General features: G+C 62.5%; 17 protein-coding genes and 1 pseudogene. 10 read left to right on the top strand and 8 right to left on the bottom strand.

Going from position 1 to position 16,510, the window contains the following annotated elements; genetic code table 11:
• Nucleotides 1–75: 75 nt before the first annotated feature.
• From NGM15_RS13395 to NGM15_RS18935, 5 genes and pseudogenes are all read right to left on the bottom strand, one after another.
• A complete protein-coding gene (locus NGM15_RS13395) occupies nt 76–1,236 on the bottom strand; it encodes a DUF5305 domain-containing protein (protein ID WP_253431862.1) in 1,161 nt (386 codons plus the stop codon).
• A 163-nt stretch (nt 1,237–1,399) separates the two neighbouring features.
• On the bottom strand, nt 1,400–2,569 hold the full coding sequence (locus tag NGM15_RS13390; protein ID WP_253431859.1) for a S26 family signal peptidase: 1,170 nt from the start codon (nt 2,567–2,569) through the stop codon (nt 1,400–1,402).
• A gap of 79 nt (nt 2,570–2,648) precedes the next feature.
• Nucleotides 2,649–3,773 (bottom strand): CARDB domain-containing protein, encoded by a 1,125-nt coding sequence (locus tag NGM15_RS13385; protein WP_253431857.1) that lies wholly within the window; start codon nt 3,771–3,773, stop codon nt 2,649–2,651.
• A gap of 39 nt (nt 3,774–3,812) precedes the next feature.
• A complete protein-coding gene (locus NGM15_RS13380) occupies nt 3,813–4,364 on the bottom strand; it encodes a hypothetical protein (protein ID WP_253431855.1) in 552 nt (183 codons plus the stop codon).
• A gap of 250 nt (nt 4,365–4,614) precedes the next feature.
• Nucleotides 4,615–5,931: pseudogene (locus NGM15_RS18935) on the bottom strand (RNA-guided endonuclease TnpB family protein).
• A 43-nt stretch (nt 5,932–5,974) separates the two neighbouring features.
• On the opposite strand from NGM15_RS18935, the gene tnpA reads away from it, so the two are divergent.
• The 5 genes from tnpA (at nt 5,975) to NGM15_RS13345 (ending at nt 10,291) form a co-directional block, all read left to right on the top strand.
• Nucleotides 5,975–6,373 carry an IS200/IS605 family transposase gene (tnpA, locus tag NGM15_RS13365; RefSeq protein WP_253431847.1) on the top strand — a complete coding sequence of 133 codons (399 nt, stop codon included), beginning with the start codon at nt 5,975–5,977 and terminating at the stop codon, nt 6,371–6,373.
• A 135-nt stretch (nt 6,374–6,508) separates the two neighbouring features.
• A complete protein-coding gene (locus NGM15_RS13360; RefSeq protein WP_253431844.1) occupies nt 6,509–7,093 on the top strand; it encodes a DUF7344 domain-containing protein in 585 nt (194 codons plus the stop codon).
• A gap of 2 nt (nt 7,094–7,095) precedes the next feature.
• Complete coding sequence (locus tag NGM15_RS13355) at nt 7,096–8,037, top strand: hypothetical protein (RefSeq protein ID WP_253431841.1); 942 nt, start codon at nt 7,096–7,098, stop codon at nt 8,035–8,037.
• 114 nt (nt 8,038–8,151) lie between these two features.
• Nucleotides 8,152–8,475, top strand: a complete 324-nt coding sequence (locus NGM15_RS13350; RefSeq protein ID WP_253431839.1) for an EMC6-like membrane protein — start codon at nt 8,152–8,154, stop codon at nt 8,473–8,475.
• Nucleotide 8,476: 1 nt separating this feature from the next.
• Nucleotides 8,477–10,291, top strand: coding sequence for a ribosome biogenesis/translation initiation ATPase RLI (locus tag NGM15_RS13345; protein WP_253431837.1), 1,815 nt, complete (start codon nt 8,477–8,479; stop codon nt 10,289–10,291).
• A gap of 139 nt (nt 10,292–10,430) precedes the next feature.
• On the opposite strand, the gene NGM15_RS13340 is transcribed toward NGM15_RS13345, so the two are convergent.
• Together NGM15_RS13340 and NGM15_RS13335 are read right to left on the bottom strand one after the other, a co-directional pair.
• On the bottom strand, nt 10,431–10,682 hold the full coding sequence (locus tag NGM15_RS13340; RefSeq protein ID WP_253431835.1) for a YMGG-like glycine zipper-containing protein: 252 nt from the start codon (nt 10,680–10,682) through the stop codon (nt 10,431–10,433).
• Between the two features lie 126 nt (nt 10,683–10,808).
• A complete protein-coding gene (locus NGM15_RS13335) occupies nt 10,809–11,330 on the bottom strand; it encodes an archaemetzincin family Zn-dependent metalloprotease (protein WP_253431834.1) in 522 nt (173 codons plus the stop codon).
• A 39-nt stretch (nt 11,331–11,369) separates the two neighbouring features.
• On the opposite strand from NGM15_RS13335, the gene NGM15_RS13330 reads away from it, so the two are divergent.
• From NGM15_RS13330 to NGM15_RS13320, 3 genes are all read left to right on the top strand, one after another.
• Nucleotides 11,370–11,816 carry a UPF0146 family protein gene (locus tag NGM15_RS13330; protein ID WP_425494449.1) on the top strand — a complete coding sequence of 149 codons (447 nt, stop codon included), beginning with the start codon at nt 11,370–11,372 and terminating at the stop codon, nt 11,814–11,816.
• A 62-nt stretch (nt 11,817–11,878) separates the two neighbouring features.
• A complete protein-coding gene (locus NGM15_RS13325; protein WP_253431832.1) occupies nt 11,879–12,922 on the top strand; it encodes a zinc-binding dehydrogenase in 1,044 nt (347 codons plus the stop codon).
• Nucleotides 12,923–13,024: 102 nt separating this feature from the next.
• Nucleotides 13,025–13,363 carry a DUF7977 family protein gene (locus NGM15_RS13320; RefSeq protein WP_253431830.1) on the top strand — a complete coding sequence of 113 codons (339 nt, stop codon included), beginning with the start codon at nt 13,025–13,027 and terminating at the stop codon, nt 13,361–13,363.
• 145 nt (nt 13,364–13,508) lie between these two features.
• Here the strand turns inward: NGM15_RS13320 and NGM15_RS13315 are convergent, their stop codons facing one another.
• Nucleotides 13,509–14,042 (bottom strand): hypothetical protein, encoded by a 534-nt coding sequence (locus NGM15_RS13315; RefSeq protein WP_253431828.1) that lies wholly within the window; start codon nt 14,040–14,042, stop codon nt 13,509–13,511.
• A gap of 222 nt (nt 14,043–14,264) precedes the next feature.
• Here NGM15_RS13315 and NGM15_RS13310 point away from each other — a divergent pair, with 222 nt between their 5' ends.
• Together NGM15_RS13310 and NGM15_RS13305 are read left to right on the top strand one after the other, a co-directional pair.
• A complete protein-coding gene (locus NGM15_RS13310; protein ID WP_253431826.1) occupies nt 14,265–14,723 on the top strand; it encodes a Tfx family DNA-binding protein in 459 nt (152 codons plus the stop codon).
• 985 nt (nt 14,724–15,708) lie between these two features.
• On the top strand, nt 15,709–16,494 hold the full coding sequence (locus NGM15_RS13305; RefSeq protein WP_253431824.1) for an SDR family oxidoreductase: 786 nt from the start codon (nt 15,709–15,711) through the stop codon (nt 16,492–16,494).
• Nucleotides 16,495–16,510 lie beyond the last annotated feature (16 nt).

The following is a 16,510-nucleotide window of genomic DNA, read 5'->3' as shown; positions in this document are numbered from 1 at the left end:
GAGTACGACGACCAACTACAGGCTACGCGACCGACCACAGAAGAACGCGACCGACCACAGGTGTACGACGACCGATCACAGATTGTTCCAGGCGTCGTCGTCCTCGGGGTCCGGCAAGTCCTCGAACGGCGGCTTCGGTCCGCTATCGCCCGGTCGAGCCGACGATTCGTCGCCGTCACCGGGTGAGACCACGTCGCCCGGAGTCGGCCGCTCCTCCAGGTCGAAGTCCGGCCACGCCGTCTCCTCCCAGAGCCCGCGGTCGCTGTAGTAGTAGACGACGCCGTCGCTGACGACCGCGAACAGGCCGCGGCTCCGATCGTGGATCACGCGCTCGTTCGTGTCGATAGCGACGTCAACGACGTCCTCGAGCGTGTCGAGCGAGACGTGTTCGTCGCCAATCCACATCGGCAGCGAGCCCCGCGAAATCCACTCCGCGTAGCGATTCTCGTGAATCGCCTGCCGTGCTCGGTCGACGTCGACGTCGGAGCGGGAGTTGACGAACGCGGCCCCACCGAACGAACCCACCGTGAGGATCAGGAGGGCGCCGATCAGCGCGGAACTGGGTGGGTCCGTCGTCTCGACGGTCTGGGTGACCGGGTTCGGGTCCGACTCTTCGGGATGGTCTTCGAGATAGTAACTCCGCTCGGTGACGACGAACGAGGTCGACGGGGCGTGCTCGCCGACGTGCGTCCCCGTATCGTAACTCGTGCGGACGATCAGCGAGAGGTCGACCGTGCCGACCCCGTCGAGGCGGGCCCTGAGTTCCTCACGTCTGTCCTGGACCTCTCGGACGTCGACCGACGCCCTGGTGACGCCCTGTCCGTCCGTGACCGTCGGTTCCTCGGCCGCCAGCACCCGTTCTGACTCCCAGAACACCTCGCCGTTGCGCGAGGCCGCGTACCTGAGGACGATCTCGTGTTCGAGGCTCGTCTCGTCGCTCGGAACCGCCGTCTCTGCGACGACCTCGAGTTCCGGGGAGGCGTTGATCACGTACGCAGGATTGTCCTCGAGCACCGTTCCCGCCTCCCAGAGACCGTCCTGGACGACCACGGCTTCCGTGCCGACCTGCGTCGAAACCGTCTGGCGATCGACCTCCTGGGTAGTCGTGGTCGTCGACGGGTTCGCGACGACCCAGCCGGTCGCGAGCAGGGCAATCGTGCCGATCACGAGCAGCGCGATTAGGATCGGTCGACCGGACCTGGCGATCAGTAAGTCGAGCCGCGGCGTGTTCGTCACGGCGTCCCCTCCCTCCCGTCGGACCCCGTCGCTGGCTGTGACTCGCCGTCGGCCAATTCCCCATGTAGCACAGTGCGGAAAGTCACGCGATACGATAGGTCGTCGTTCATCGATTATAACAGTAGCGGCCATCGATCGAGCGGGCTGGGCGCGCGAGGGGCGATCACAGCCACTTCTCGAGCAAGCGTTCGAGTCGCCTGGAAAGCGGGAGGTGCGATCCAGGCGTCCGGATCCGGAGGTCTCCGGTGCCAAAGAGGGCGAACACGAGACCAACGGCCACGGCGACGATCACGACGTTGACCGCGCCGATGGCCACGAAGGGGTGGACGTCGTGGAGCCAGACGAGGAGCGTCGGTGGCAAGACGAGGAGGTACCGACTCTCGACGACGTCGCGGGTGTAGCTCCCCGTCGTCTCCGGTGCCGTCATCGAGAGCGCTACCTCGGCAGTGTCGCGACTGCCGACCGTCGTCGACCGCGGCTCGGCATCGACGGCGGGGTGTGGCGCATCGAGTACGACGACGACCGGAACGTAGCCGCTGTTGTCGATCGTTCGCGTAAGCGTCGTCGTCTCCCCGGGGGCGACGATCTGTGGGTCGTCGGTCGGCGAGTCGGTACTCACGAGTTCGTACGCGGTTCCGCCTGCCGGGATCACCATCGCCGCGGTCGCGAACAGGGCGAGCACGACGACGACGGCCGACAGCGCCGACCAGAGGCCGATCACGTTCTCGCGGCTGGTTCGTCGCGCCGTCCGCCGTTCGGCCACGCCGACACGCTCGAGCAGCAAGCCGACCCCGAGCAGGCCGACCCCGAGGGCCACCAGCAGAGCACCGGTCCCTTCGGCGTCGAAGGCGGCCGTGATCCCGAGCGGCGCCGCCAGGAGACCGAAGACGGCCCCGACGAGCCCCTGGACGCTCATGATAACGGTTCCCAGGTGCGGGACCCGGACGACCGACCCCCCGATCTGCCAGGCTTCGGCGACGATCTTCCCCTCGGTGACCGGTGGCTCGCCCCCGTCCTGGTCGGTGAACGGGTTGGCGTCGCCCCGCGTCACGTACCCCTCGTCGGTCTCGGCGACGATTCGATGGGTCGTGAGTCCGCCCCCGTGTAACGTCTCGGCCTCGAAGACGACGACATCGCCGGGTTCGGGTGCGTCGGTCACCGCGCTCGGGACCGCGACGAACCCGTCGCCGGCCGAAAGCGTTGGCTCCATACTCCCCGTCGCGACGTAGCCGAGCAGTATCGGCTGGCCCAGCACCTGGCCGAGCACCAGCAGTACCACGACGAGGCCCACCAGCCCCATCGCGACCTGTTTGGCTATCGACGTCCCGTTCATCGTCGTCGCTCCCTCGAGTTCGCTCCTGGCACGGTCGTGTTTTCCCTGTCTCGCATTCGAATCGTCTTAACTGCTCGTCTCACGCTCGCCGCCGCCGGACGACGAACCCGATGCCGAGCGCGGCCGGAACGGCGAGCGCCGCCGCCGATTCCGACGGTAATTGCGCCGTGATCGCCGCAATCGACGGTAGTCCGACGACCGTGACGGTACCCACCGCCTCGCCCTCGAGCGCCAGCGCGTAGCGTCCGGAGTCGGCGAACGATCGCTCGAACTCGACCTGTCGAGTCTCGCCGGGCGCGAGTTCCACCCGCTCCGTCTCGACGACGAACCCGCCGACGGCGAACTCGAGGGTTCGTACCCCCGTCGCGTTGCCCGTGTTCTCGACGGTCGCCGTGACCGTAATGGGCTCCCCGATTGCGACCTCGGTCCGGTCGAGGTCGACCCCCGTCACTGTCATATTCGGCACCGATTCGCCCGGTTTGGGTTCGGGTTCGGTGACCGTCACCGTGTGCGTCCGGCCGTCGATGCCAACCTCGTACGTCCCGGGTCCGTCCATCGTCCGCTCGAAGGAGACGGATCGATTCTCGCCGCCGAAGACGAACACCCGTTTCTGGCTGACGACGATGTCGTCGACGGTCAGCCCAGCCATCGTCGCCATCGACTGGGACCCGCCCCGGTAGATACCCGTGACCGTGATCGTCTCGCCGACGGTCACCTCGGTGTCCGAGACGATGACACGCTCGAGCGTCGGCGGGTCGGGGTCGGTTTCGTCGTCCTCGTCATCGTCGTCGTATCCCACGTGGATCGTGAACGACTCCGTTCCCTCCCTCGCCTGGTGCGTGTCGATGGAGACGCCCACTGTGATGGGCTGGCCAGTGGTAGGCTCTAGCGGCGATTTCTTGGTTATTTCGTCTCCAGGATCGCCGTTTCGGTAGAAGGTGACGCCGTCGGTGCCCGAGAGCCAGATGCGGTCGACGTTCTCGTCTGTCGCGCGTACGGTGAACGCTTCATCGACCGTCGTCACTGAATCGGCGTTAAGTCGCTCGAAGTCGAGCTCTAGCTGGCCGTTTTCGGTGGTAGCGTAGGGGCTCGACGCCTCGAGTTCGATGGAAGCGGTTGTGTCTGTGGGCTCGAGGGAGATAGCCGCCGTAGGTACCGCTAACAGGAGTACAAGCACGAACGCGGCCCCGAATTTCAGATACATTCAGCTATTCAACTCAGTTATTCTATCGAAAGGGAACCACTATACGGTCGAGTCAGAGTCGTTGGCGATAATGGTGATCGTTTCGGGGATTTCATCATCGGCACCATTGGCACCATCGACACCTTCTTTTGACGTGAATCCATCAAGTCCAAAGACGACATCAAAGGTTACAGATCCGCCATTACTGGACACATTATTTTGGTCTCCATCGGTAGTAACTTCGAATTGCATCCCACCATCGTCGGTGGCAACATCAGTCACTGCATCTGTTTCATCAATGTGTATCTCGATATCGATCTCACCACCCTCAATCTCGCGGTTGTTGGTGATAGTGAGTGCACCATTGAACCTAGTGACTGCATCAAGGTTGATGTCATTGGTGAGATCGAATGAGATTGTATCATTGGTGGTTCCTGCGAGGTCACCCGTGACGTTGATTCCTATCAAGGCGCCATCCGTGTCCCCTGCAGTCTCGATTGATACCTCACGCGTCGCTTCCACACTACTAAACGCACCCGTCGCGAGTGCGCCGCCGCCACCAGCTACGATCGTTCCCAGTCCGACAAGCACGTTGCGTCTGTTGAGTCTCATTGTATGGTCTCCGTTCGATCCGCGCCGGCATCGTAGTCGCTGGATACCGACGTGATCATTACATCACCCACTCGAGGCCACCCCCATTGTATTAGGTCGCCAGAAGCAGTTCTGGGCCACCAATCGCAGCTTCAAGACGGCCTTGATCGGCCGAAATCGGCAGTCTGAGAGAGCGCCATGTGAGTCAAAGACACACTTGTGGTAAACGACCACGGGCGCGGTGGCCCGTGGCTTTTCTTGTTCCCTCAGCCTATGTCGTAAGCACTCCACGCGAAGCGATTTCGCGGGATGAGGATGGGCGGTTTACAGAGCGCCCCGACCCAGACAGGCTCACCTTCCGAACAAACGGTTGGGTTTTGCGAGTCCGGTAATTAACCGATTTAACATCTACGCCAACGTGTTTCGCCCACGCTCGCCACGCCACATTCACACTCGCGTTCCGGTCAGCATGGTCTTGCTGAACCTCACACTCATCGTTAGTGCAGCGGAACCGCCGACTTTGGCGGTAGCCACGATGACCACAGCACGAACACGACTTCGAGTTGTACGGCAACTCGACCGTCTCACACGGAATCTGATTCCACATTGCCTTGTAGCGAACCTGTTGTTCGAACTTGTGGAACGGGAGTTTGTGCAGACGCCGATTCATGTACGTACCGTACTTGATGGCGTCTCGAATCCCACTCAAGTCCTCGAATACGATAACTGGGTTCGGGAACTGTTAGGCGAACTCCACCACAACCCGAGACATTCGGTGAAGAACCCACTCAGTGTAGCGTTCTTCTTTCTCCCCGAGCTGGTGATGGATGGAGTGTTGGCCGTGTTCTTGACAGCGCTTCGTGATGGTGTGGTAGCGTTGGCGTTCGGCTTTCACAGAGCCATAGTCATGCACGAGTGTTCCGAGCGTCTCCATCGTCTCACGGTTAAGAGCGGTGAGGGCGATGTTGCGCTCGTTAATATCGACGCCGACGAGTGTGTCAGCGTTTTCGGGTTCAGGCACTTCGACCTCTGTTTTGACCGTGGCGTGTAGGTAGTACACGCCATCTCGGTACAGAAGTTCGGCCTGTCCCAACGACCACTCGTCTTCCGTTATGGCAGACTCGATGAGGCTGAGGTCTTCCGGTCGTCCTCGAAGGTGTCCTTTCACCTTCTTGTACGGTTTCGGACTTACACGGAACCGAATGCGGTCAGTCTCGTCGTTGTAGGTGAGTCGGTAGCCTTCGGTGTGCGCCATGACGAGCGGGTAGGCTCCTTTCTTGTCCGTGGCTGGTGGCGACGGTTTCCCGACGTTTGTGTCGTCTTGGTTGTACCACCAGTTGAGGAGTTCTTTGTAGGAGTCCCACGCTTGCAGGGCTTTCCCGACGACCGCACACTTGTTGTTCCGAAGGAAGTCATCGCGGTCAACTTCCCGTTGAATCTCGGTCTTGTTGTAGCCGTCTTGCTTGAGACGAAGTGTGTCGTTGGCGATATCTCGTGCAGTGAATCGGGCATCTTTGAGCCACGACCGCTCACCAGACTCTATGCAGAGCCGAGTGCGTGCGGTCTTCGTGACTGGTTCGATACCCATTCCTTGACTATCGAATCAAATGATAATAAAAGTAGGGATTAGGATGGGAGACTACAGGAGTCATGCATATTCGATTAGTTCGTGTAAGCATCACTTCGTGTGGTGTCCGAAGTACCGACACCCCGTTCTTGGACTTGTCAATGACGAGGTGACAGAGTTGTTCACGGAGACAGCCGACCACTTCGGACACGAGATACTCGCGTTGGAAATTGCGGACGACCACATACACTTGTTTGTCCAGACCGACCCAAAACACAGCCCGGCTGATGTTGCTCGGCAATTCAAGTCGTACTCTGGGAAGCACATTCTCGAACGGCGTCCTGAAATCCGCGAGTCGTATTTCTGGGGTGGCGGATTCTGGAAAGTAGGATACTATGTTGGGACTACCGGGGCAGTATCGGAGGAAGTTGTTCAGCGGTACATCGAACAGACTGAACATTAAGCGGAGTGTCGGACTTCACCCCCGCGTCCGGTGACGCGGGGAACTCGCCCTTGAAACCAGTTTAGATCTACGTGCAACGGCAACAAACGTTATGTAGCCTTAGTTCAGTAATTCTAGATAGATTTCGGGGGGCCAATGTCGACGATTACCGAGCAGGTAGGCGAGAACGACGCTAAAACGGCTGAGAGCGGCGGGAACGCCACCGGCCCCAGTCGAGGCGAGATTTTCGACCTCCTAAGCAATCACCGTCGACGGTACGCGATCCACCACCTCAAGCAGACTGACAAAACCGTCGAACTCGGTGCGCTGGCCGAACAGGTCGCCGCCTGGGAACTCGAGAAAGAGATACAGGGACTCACCTCCGCCGAACGTAAGCGAGTGTACACGTCGCTTCAACAAACGCACCTCCCAGCACTCGAGCGCGCGGGAATGGTCAAGTTCGACGCTCGAGCGATCGAACTCACGGAGGAAGCCGAGCAGCTCGAGGTGTACCTGGACATCGTTCCCGGCGATTCGATCCCCTGGGGCGTCTACTACCTCGGTCTCTCGGCAGTCGCTGCTGCGGTGATGGCCGGGCTCTGGCTCGAGATCATCCCAACCGAGGCAGTGCCGACGCTGGGTTGGTCGACCGCCGTCGTCGGTCTGTTCGCCGTGTCGGCGGTGGTGCACGTACTCGAGAACCGGCGGAACCGCCTAGGTGAAGGGGAACGCCCGCAATAGCCATGAACGCCGTTAGCAAACTCGCAGTCCTCTTCGTCGTCGTCGGGGTGATATTACTGGCCGGGCCAGTGTTCGGGTTTTCCACACTCAGCGCTGACCGTGGGGTCTCCGTAAGTACGGCATCGGATCCCAACGGATTACTCGGTATCATCGATAACTCGGGAAACAGAAGCGCAAACGTGTCTCCCTCCGGTAATCAGCGCGGCGAGATTTTTTACGTTAACGACAGCACAGGGCTGTTCAGTGCGTCCGACGCCGACGTCAACGCCGATATCGTCAGCTTCAACGGACAAAATACAGATCTCGAGGCCCACGTCAAAACCGACGGCACCAACAGTGACTACACCGTCGTCGTGACGTGCGGAACGTCAGAATTCAAAGGACAAGGAACGGTCACCGTACAACTGACGGCCTCAAGCAGCGTGAAAATCGAACTCGAGCGGACTACAAGTGCAGAAATCGACGTGAACTGTCCTGGCGGCGGAGGCGGAAAGAACGGTCCACCGGGGCTGGAGGTTACCAGCGTCGACTTCGTTCAGGGAGGCGTCGTCGAATTTTCGATCAACAACACCGGCGGTAAAATCGACATTACAGAAGTCTCGGTTACCAGGACATCTACAGCAGCAACCGAGATTTCGCAAGAAGGGCAAGCAGGAGAAGTAATCGTCAATGGCGGAGTCGGGAATACCGAAGCGGCATCCGCTAGTCCCTGGGAGATTAGAGATCAGATCGTCGAGTTTGGCAACGGAAATGGGAAACGAGTTACCCTCGAGAAGGGGGATCTTGCCACCGTGACGATCGACGCGTTCGTCAACGAGAGCGACGAAGAGGTTTCAATGGATGGCGCAGAGATCGATATGACGTTTTACGACAAGAGCGGCGAGTCCGATAGCGTAACCGTCACCATCTCCTGTGACGATGGATTGACGAACTGCGAGCCGTAATCTGGACTGACCGTCACTGCGGAAAGAGAATTAAAATACGTGAGCGGTTGTGCTTGCTCATGCAGGGCCGAACAATGCGAACGGCTTTTGAACGCCCAAAACAGACTCAGTAGTATGTCAACCGCAACAATGAGCGATCGACGCGAGCACATTCGCTCGATCGGCGTGACAGCCGTCGCCTGTCTCGCCGGGGTTGGCGCCGCCATCGGCTCCTCGATACTCACTGCCGGGGAAACCGTCAACGCCGCGGCGACCGAACCGCTCACCTACCTCCTCGTCTTCGGGCTCATCGCCCTGCAGATCATCGCCCTGCCCGCGACCGGTCTCTACGACAGCGAGGAGTTCGGACCCAAGCACGTCCTGTTCATCGGGCTGATGACCTTCTCGTTCTGGTACATCACCTGGGGAATCGTCCTGAGCACCGGCGCGAGCTTCTAACATGGCCAAAGACAGTATCGCCGTCGTCGACCTCGATCGGTGCCAGCCCGACCGGTGTAACTACGAGTGTAAAAACTACTGCCCGCCCAACCGCACCGGCAAGGAGTGTATCACGCTCCGCGGCGAAGACGCTGACGAAGGCCAGCCCGAACAGATCCGCATCTCCGAAGAGATCTGTCTGGGCGAAACCTGCGGCATCTGCGTCGAGAAGTGCCCCTTCGACGCCATCGAGATCATCAACCTGCCACAGGAACTCCAGGACGACCCCGCCCACCGCTACGGCGAGAACGCCTTCTCGCTGTACGGCCTCCCGGCGCCACAAGAGGGGAGGGTAACGGGTATCCTCGGACCGAACGGCATCGGGAAGACCACTGCCGTCCGCATCCTGGCGGGCGAACTCGAACCCAACCTCGGGCGCTTCGAGGACCCGCCGAACTGGGACGACGTACTCGAGGCTTACCGCGGCACCGAGATCCAGGACTACCTCGAGGCCGTCCGCGACGGCGACCTCTCGGTCGCGCGAAAACCCCAGTACGTCGACCAGATTCCGAACCAGTTCGACGGCAACACCCGCGAACTGCTCGAGCGGACGAACGAGCGCGACGCCCTCGAGTACCTCGTCGAACGGCTGTCGATCGGTCCGGTGATGGACCAGTCGATCGACGACCTCTCCGGCGGGGAACTCCAGCGCGTGGCGCTCGCAGCGACGCTCGCCCGCGACACGGACTTCTACTTCCTCGACGAGATTACGCCCTACCTGGACATCGGTCAGCGGGTCACCGCGGCCCGTCTGATCCGCGAACTCGCGGAGGAGGAAGGAAAGTCGATGCTCGTGGTCGAACACGACCTCGCCGTCCTCGACTTGCTCGCCGACACCCTCCACGTCGCCTACGGTGAGCCCGGCGCCTACGGTGTCATCACAACGCCCAAGTCGGTCCGCAACGGCATCAACGAGTACCTCGCAGGCTACCTCGAGAACGAGAACATGCGGATCCGGCCGAACCCGATCGAGTTCGAGGAACACGCCCCCCGGAGCGCCACCCGCGGGGATACACTCGTCGAGTATCCCGACCTCGTCAAGTCCTACGGCGACGGCGAGTTCTCCCTCGAGGTCGAGGGCGGCGAAATTCGGAAGAACGAGGTGCTCGGCGTCGTCGGGCCGAACGGCATCGGGAAGTCGACCTTCGCGAAGCTGTTGACCGGTGCGCTCGAGACCGACGAAGGTGAGGCCGACCTGGACCTCGAAATCTCCTACAAACCGCAGTACGTTACCATCGACCAGCCGATGCGCGTCGACGCGTTCCTCGCCTCGATCACCGACCAGTTCGGTTCCTCGTACTGGAACACCGAAATCGCGGGGCCGCTCCAGCTCGAGCGGATCATGGAACAGAGCCTCTCGGACCTCTCCGGCGGGGAGCGCCAGCGGGTGGCCATCGCGGCCTGCCTCTCGGATTCGGCGGATCTGTACCTGCTGGACGAGCCCTCGGCCCACCTCGACGTCGAGCAGCGAGTCCAGGCCACGCGAGCGATCCGTCGCTACGCCGAACAGCAAGACGCCACCGTCCTGGTCATCGACCACGACATCTACATGATCGACCTGCTGGCCGACCGCCTGATGGTCTTCGACGGCGAACCGGCCGTCCACGGCCGCGCTGGGACGCCTCAGTCGATGCGCGGCGGCATGAACGAGTTCCTGGCGAACCTCGAGGTGACGTTCCGCCGGGACGAGCGGACCTCGCGTCCGCGGATCAACAAGCCGGACTCCCAGCTCGACAGGCAACAGAAGCGCGAGGGCGAGTACTACTACGCACCCTGATCTGCGCCGTCTGGTTTCTTCGCGATTCGAATTTCACGCTCGAGGTCGAGGCACTCAGCAGTCGCTATTGCGTTGGCTCGCGACGAGGGTCAACCAAAAAAGCCGTCTCCGATCGTACGTCCGTCTCTCGTTCGTCTCGCTACTCTTCGGCGTCGCTGCCTCGAGACCGCAGTCCGCTAACGTTGGGCCCACTGCCGGATTTCAGGTCGTCGAAGCGCGACTGGACGGTCGGGCGGTGTTCGCCGAAGGTCGCGCCTACGAGGGCACCAAGGGCGGCCCCGGTGCTCGCGGTCTGTTTGCCCAGTAGTCCACCCAGGAAGGCGCCAACGGCGGCGCCCATCGCGGCGTAGCGTGCGCGGCTCATGGCACGGACGAGTCTATCTTTCACCATGCGTGAGTGTACGGTCGAGAGAAAGATAAGCCTGTTCCTGGCTGTTGCCCTGCGGGTGTACTGATTCACTGGTTACGCCGGGGATTCACCGGTTACGCTGAAGGCACACTCGTGGGCGAGACGGAATCAGCCGATCAGCCGCTGACAGCTCCCACAGAGGTGTTCTTCCTTGATGTCGACCTCCCGAACTGTGGGCGAGAAATTCATCACACAGCGCTGGTTGTCACAGTGCTCGAGCCCGTAGGTGTGGCCGATTTCGTGGACGATCTCCTTGCGGATGCGGTCCTGGAAGATGTCGCTCGCGCTCTTGTTCGAGAAGCCGCCGTCGCTCGAGGTCTGCAGACGATAGGTCGAGACGACGCTGCCGCTCCCGTCGAGGTAGGCGAGGCCGAAGACGTAGTTGCGCCGGCGGTAGAAGAGGTCGTGGGGGGTGACGGCGATGTTCTTGTCGCCTCGGCCGACGCGCTCGGCCAGCTGGATGAACGTCTCGGCGCAGTACTGGTTGCGCCCGGAGTCGTACGCACCGTTCGGGATCGACTGGGCATCGTTGACCGTGACGTCGCAGTCGTAGACCGACCGGAGCGCCGCGGAGGCCTCCCGCTTGACGTTCGCGGGAACGGACCCGACCGGCACGATGTCGACGAGCATGGCAACGTCTATGGCGCCCCCCAGCATAAACGTCCCGCCGTGGTACGCTTTCACCGGGACCGTGACGAAGACCGGTCCCAGAATCGGGACGCGCTCGTGGGGGAACTCCAGGCATACGAGCGCCTGCTCGAGGTCGGCATCGGACGGCGCACGGCGGTCGCCGAGGCGCTCGTCGAGGCCGGGTGTGCGGTCGTCACGACGGACGTTCACCCGCGCGAGACCCCAGAGGGAGTGCAGTTCGTGATCGACGACGTCACTGATCCCGACCTCGAGACCTACGCCGACGCCGACGCCATCTACGCGCTGAACCTCCCACCGGAACTGCACCGGCCGGCGCTCGAGGTCGCCCGCACGGTCGACGCCGACTTCCTGTTTACGACGCTGGGCGGCGACCCGCCGCTGGTGCCCGTCGAACGAGTGTCGCTGCCTCGAGAGACGCTGTTCGTCTCACATCGTGGAACGGAGCGTCCCGGCGGCGGCCGTTGAGAGAGGAAGCGAGCGCCGCCGGTGACGAACAACTTTTCACGGATTCTCGCGTTGGCCCCGGTATGCAGGCTGTCACCTTCACCGGCCACGGAGACACCGACGTGATCGAGTACGCCGAGGTTCCCGACCCCGAGGTCGGCCCCGAGGACGTGCTCGTCGACGTGAAGGCGGGCGCGCTCAACCACCTCGACGTCTGGACGCGACGCGGGCTTCCCGGACTCGACCTCGAGATGCCACACGTCCCCGGCAGCGACGCGGCGGGCGTCGTCGTCGACACCGGCGAGGCCGTCACCCGGTTCGAGGAGGGCGATCGCGTCGCCCTCTCCGCGGGCGTCTCCTGTGGCGAGTGCGAGTTCTGTCGCCGCGGGGAGTACCCGCTCTGTGTCTCCTACCACGTCATCGGCGAGCACGTCCCCGGCGTCCACGCCGAGTACGCCGCCGTCCCCCAGGACAACCTGATCCCGGTTCCTGAAGGCGTCGACTGGGTGACCGCGGGGTCGACCACCCTCGTCTTCCAGACCGCCTGGCGCATGTTGATCGACCGCGCGGACCTCTCGGCGGGCGAGTCCGTCCTCGTCCTGGGAGCCAGCGGCGGCGTCGGCCACGCGGCCCTCCAGATCGCCGCCCACGCGGGTGCGGAGGTGTATGCCACGGGCAGTAGCGAGGAGAAACTGCGCTACGCCGAGGCCCACGGCGCCGACCACGTCGTCGACTACGAGGAGGAGAACTTCGCCGACTGGGTGCGCGCCGAGACCGGCAAGCGCGGCGTCGATGTCGTCGTCGACTACATCGGCGCCGGCACCTGGCGCGATTCCATCCGGAGTCTCGCGAAGGGTGGCCGCCTGGTCACCTGCGGCGGCACCGCGGGACCGAATCCCGAGACCGACATCCCCCGCATCTTCTGGAACCAGCTCACGATCCTGGGGTCGACAATGGCGACCCCTGGCCAGGTCGACGACGTGATGGAACTCGTCTGGGACGGCACGTTCGAACCCGCCGTCCGCGAGGTGCTCCCGATGAGCGAGACCGACCGTGCCCACGCCCTCCTCGAGAACCGCGAGGGGTTCGGGAAGGTCGTCGTCCGGCCGGACAGCGAAGTCGAATAATCGAAGACGGGCCGTGATGGACGGTCGAGAACGTCGAAGACGGGCCCTGACGTGCAAACGAGAACCGTGAGGGCTATGCGGACGCGCTCGAAACACTCGGACGTGACCTCGAGCGACGACGGCGGCTACGTCCACGACCCGAGCGCGTTCGACGGGGAGGGGCGTCCCGCGGACAACCGGAAGGCGAGCGCGGACGCCGAGGACGACTCGAACGACGACGCCTGGCTCGAGCGACCGGTTCACCCCGAGGCGGGCGACCGGGAATTCGGCCGCCGAGGCTGGGTACTCGTCGGAATGATCGTCCTCGCGTTCATCGTCGCTCCCGGCCTCATCCTATTGACGCCGCCGGACATGGACTACTGGTTCGCGCTGTTGATCCTCCCGCTCTTGCCGGCGACGATGCTGGCGCTGACGGCGGTGTGGGCGACGACACGGCCCTGAACGGCTGAACAGGCCGGTTCTCCGTCTCCTCGAGTTGTGTTTTCGAAACTTCTACCGCGAGTGCCCCTCCGCGAGGGTCGTCCCCCGAGTCCTTTGGCGCGAATGTATTTCCTCCTCGGGCACTCGCCTCGAGTCGAGCCGTTCCTCACTCCTCGACGTCAACGAACGCGTCGTAGAACTCGACCGTGAGGTGGCGCCGTTCCCACTGTTCTCGAGCCTCGTCCCCGATTAGCGACGCCCAGACCGTGAGTACGACGGTGCAGGAGGCCAGTCCCGGAAGAACTGCGATTCCGGTCGTGATCAGCGGCTCGAATACGAAGAAGCCGACGAACCTGGATCGAAGACCGGAGAGATCCGGGCCGAACAGGAACCACCGCGCCGGAAACGGCGCGAGGACGACGATGGCGACCGGGTACGGGAGCACGTTCAACACCGGCCCGCCGTAGCCGCGGACGAACGCGAGCGAGAAGTACGTCCAGACGGCGACGCCCCCGGCCGCGCCGCCCACCCGTTGCGCGCCGATATTCGACTCGAGAGCGAGCACCGAGAGGTCGCCGTAGACGGCAGCGACGGCCCCGAAGTACGCGAAAAGACAGACCGCAATCCCGCCGAGGACGGTCAACGCGTGTGCGGATTGTGACTGGGTAGCGAATGGGTCGAAGCCGAGCGGACGGTTCATCCTCACCTCGAGTTTCTGGAGGGGACGGTTGAAGGTTGCGAGTCCGGTGATGGGGGTTCAATATGGGGAGTACGGCGACGGCGCTTGAAGGTGATGAGTCCGGCGACCGGGGCCCACAGACCGCCCAACGACCGGAGACACTTTGGGGGTCCCCTCGCCTAGGTTAGGTATGGACGCGATCACGGCCGCGACGGCCGCCGTCGAGTCGAGGGGGTATCGACCGTGATCGAGGACGCCGAGGAAATCCTCGAGGAGGTCGGCTTCGACCCCGAGGCGAGCGTCCTCACCCACCGCCAGGCGCAGGTGCTGGCACTCCGCGAGCGCGGCTTCTCCCAGGCGGCGATCGCCGACGCACTCGGAACCTCCCGCGCTAACGTCTCCTCGGTCGAGGGGAGCGCCCGCGACAACCTCGAGCGCGCCCGCGAGACAATCGCGTTCGCCGAGGCGCTGCGAGCCCCGGTTCGCGTGCAGGTCGATGCGGGAACGGACCTCTACGACGTGCCCGAGGCGGTCTACGCGGCCTGCGATGAGGCAGGCGTCAAGGTCGAGTACACCGCGCCCGACCTGATGAAGGTCGTTTCGGACGCCGCCGGCGACGCGGTGACAGGCCGGCAGGTTGCGACGGACCTCGTCGTCGGGGTCACGAGCGACGGATCGGTTCGGGTTCGCCAATCCGACTGAGCAAGGGGCCGTCGAGCGGATCGACACCCACGACGGCCATGCTTGTACGACAGCCCTGTTCAACGACTATGAACGACGAGGTTTTGCGCCTGTTCGTCCCATAACCACGAGAATGGTCCGGAAGATATGTGCAGAGGTGGCCTATGAACTAATCTAGGAAGAGGTCCTGGAGTTGGGTGGTTATCGCTCGAGATGGCTTCAAAAAAGCAGCGGCAGGCGTGAGCAAGAGGAAGGAAAAGAATATGAGCGGACCGAAACGAGGAGAAATCACGCTCTCAAAAAGTTCATAATCGGTTTCCGTCTTGCGTTTTCCGGGTTAGCGGTCACCAGGAAGAGAAACGTTACGAAGAGCGTCTCAGATCCGTTCCACGAAATTGGATTCGGCGGTCTAGAGCCTTCTCTACAGGGATTTTACTTTCTTCTCGTGTCGAGTGTGTGGTCTTCCAGTACACAATTCAAAAGTTCATAATCGGTTCTCTGCTATCGGTTTTGAGGCCCTATAAACTACTGAACTTGCTGTAGAGATTGAGACATCGTTTGAGAGGAAATCGGGCTATAGAGGACATCTCGAACCGGTTGTGCGCGTTTGACGCCTCGAGACCGGGATTCACTCTGTAAGCCTCAACCACGAAACCGGCCCGCTCGGCCACCAGTGTCGGCAATCATCAAAGCATACGTGAATGGCCACGAATCGCCTCGAGAGGTCTCGTATTCGTCGATTGTGAATTGAATCATACTCTTGAGTGAAATCGCCATCGTATAATCTTCCCTAGACTATCTTCATAATCGGCCCTCAGAGTAGAGACCAGACCTACTCTTCCGGACAGAGAACCCGATTATGAACCACCTGAAGCGCAAGTAGAGGGATTCTCCGAGATCGAATCACGATCGGTCGCGATCGACCCGAGTCCGTACCCGACCGCCGGCTTACAGACCGACTTGCCACGGCCCCGAGAGATTTGTCCTCGGCGAGCGTAGTCAACCCATGGACCTCGACGTCGACGGTAACACGGCACTGGTAACGGCATCTTCAAGCGGCCTCGGTCTGGCGAGCGCGGCGGTGCTCGCCCGCCAGGACGCGAACGTCGCCATCTGCGGGCGCGACGCGGACCGACTCGAGACGGCTCGCGAGCACGTCGATTCGCAGGGAGACGGCGAGGTGCTCGCGAAGCAGACCGACCTCACGGACCCCGACCAGGTGTCGGACCTGGTCGCGACCACCGCGGAGGCATTCGGCGGCATCGACCATCTCGTCACCTCCGCGGGCGGCCCGCCGAGCACGACCTTCCTGGAGACGAGCGAGCGCGAGTGGTACCAGGCTTACGATCTGCTGGTGATGAGCGTCGTCTGGACGGTCGAGGAGGCCCACCCCCACCTGCTCGAGTCCGACGAGGGATCGATCGTCTGTGTCACCTCCCGGACTGTCCAGGAGGTCGCCGACGGCCTCCTGCTCTCGAACGCGGTCCGCCGGGCAGTCATCGGCCTCGTCAAGACCGTCTCGCGGGAGTTCGCGCCCGAGATTCGGGCGAACGCGGTTCTGCCGGGAACCATCGAGACGCCCCGCATCGAGGAACTGATCGATGCTCGCGTCGAGAACGGTACCTACGAGGACTACGAGTCGGGTCTGGAGGCGATGGCCAACGACATCCCGATGGGGCGGATCGGCGATCCCGAGGAGCTGGGTGAAGTGGTGGCCTTCCTCTCGAGTTCGCACGCGAGTTTCGTTACCGGCGTCGAGGTGCCCATCGACGGCGGGCTGTTGCGGAGTTAGAGCGCCTCGCGGGGGG

Source organism: Natronosalvus halobius (assembly GCF_024138145.1).
GTDB classification, from domain to species: Archaea; Halobacteriota; Halobacteria; order Halobacteriales; family Natrialbaceae; genus Natronosalvus; species Natronosalvus halobius.
This window is presented reverse-complemented; position numbering and strand designations above follow the sequence as displayed.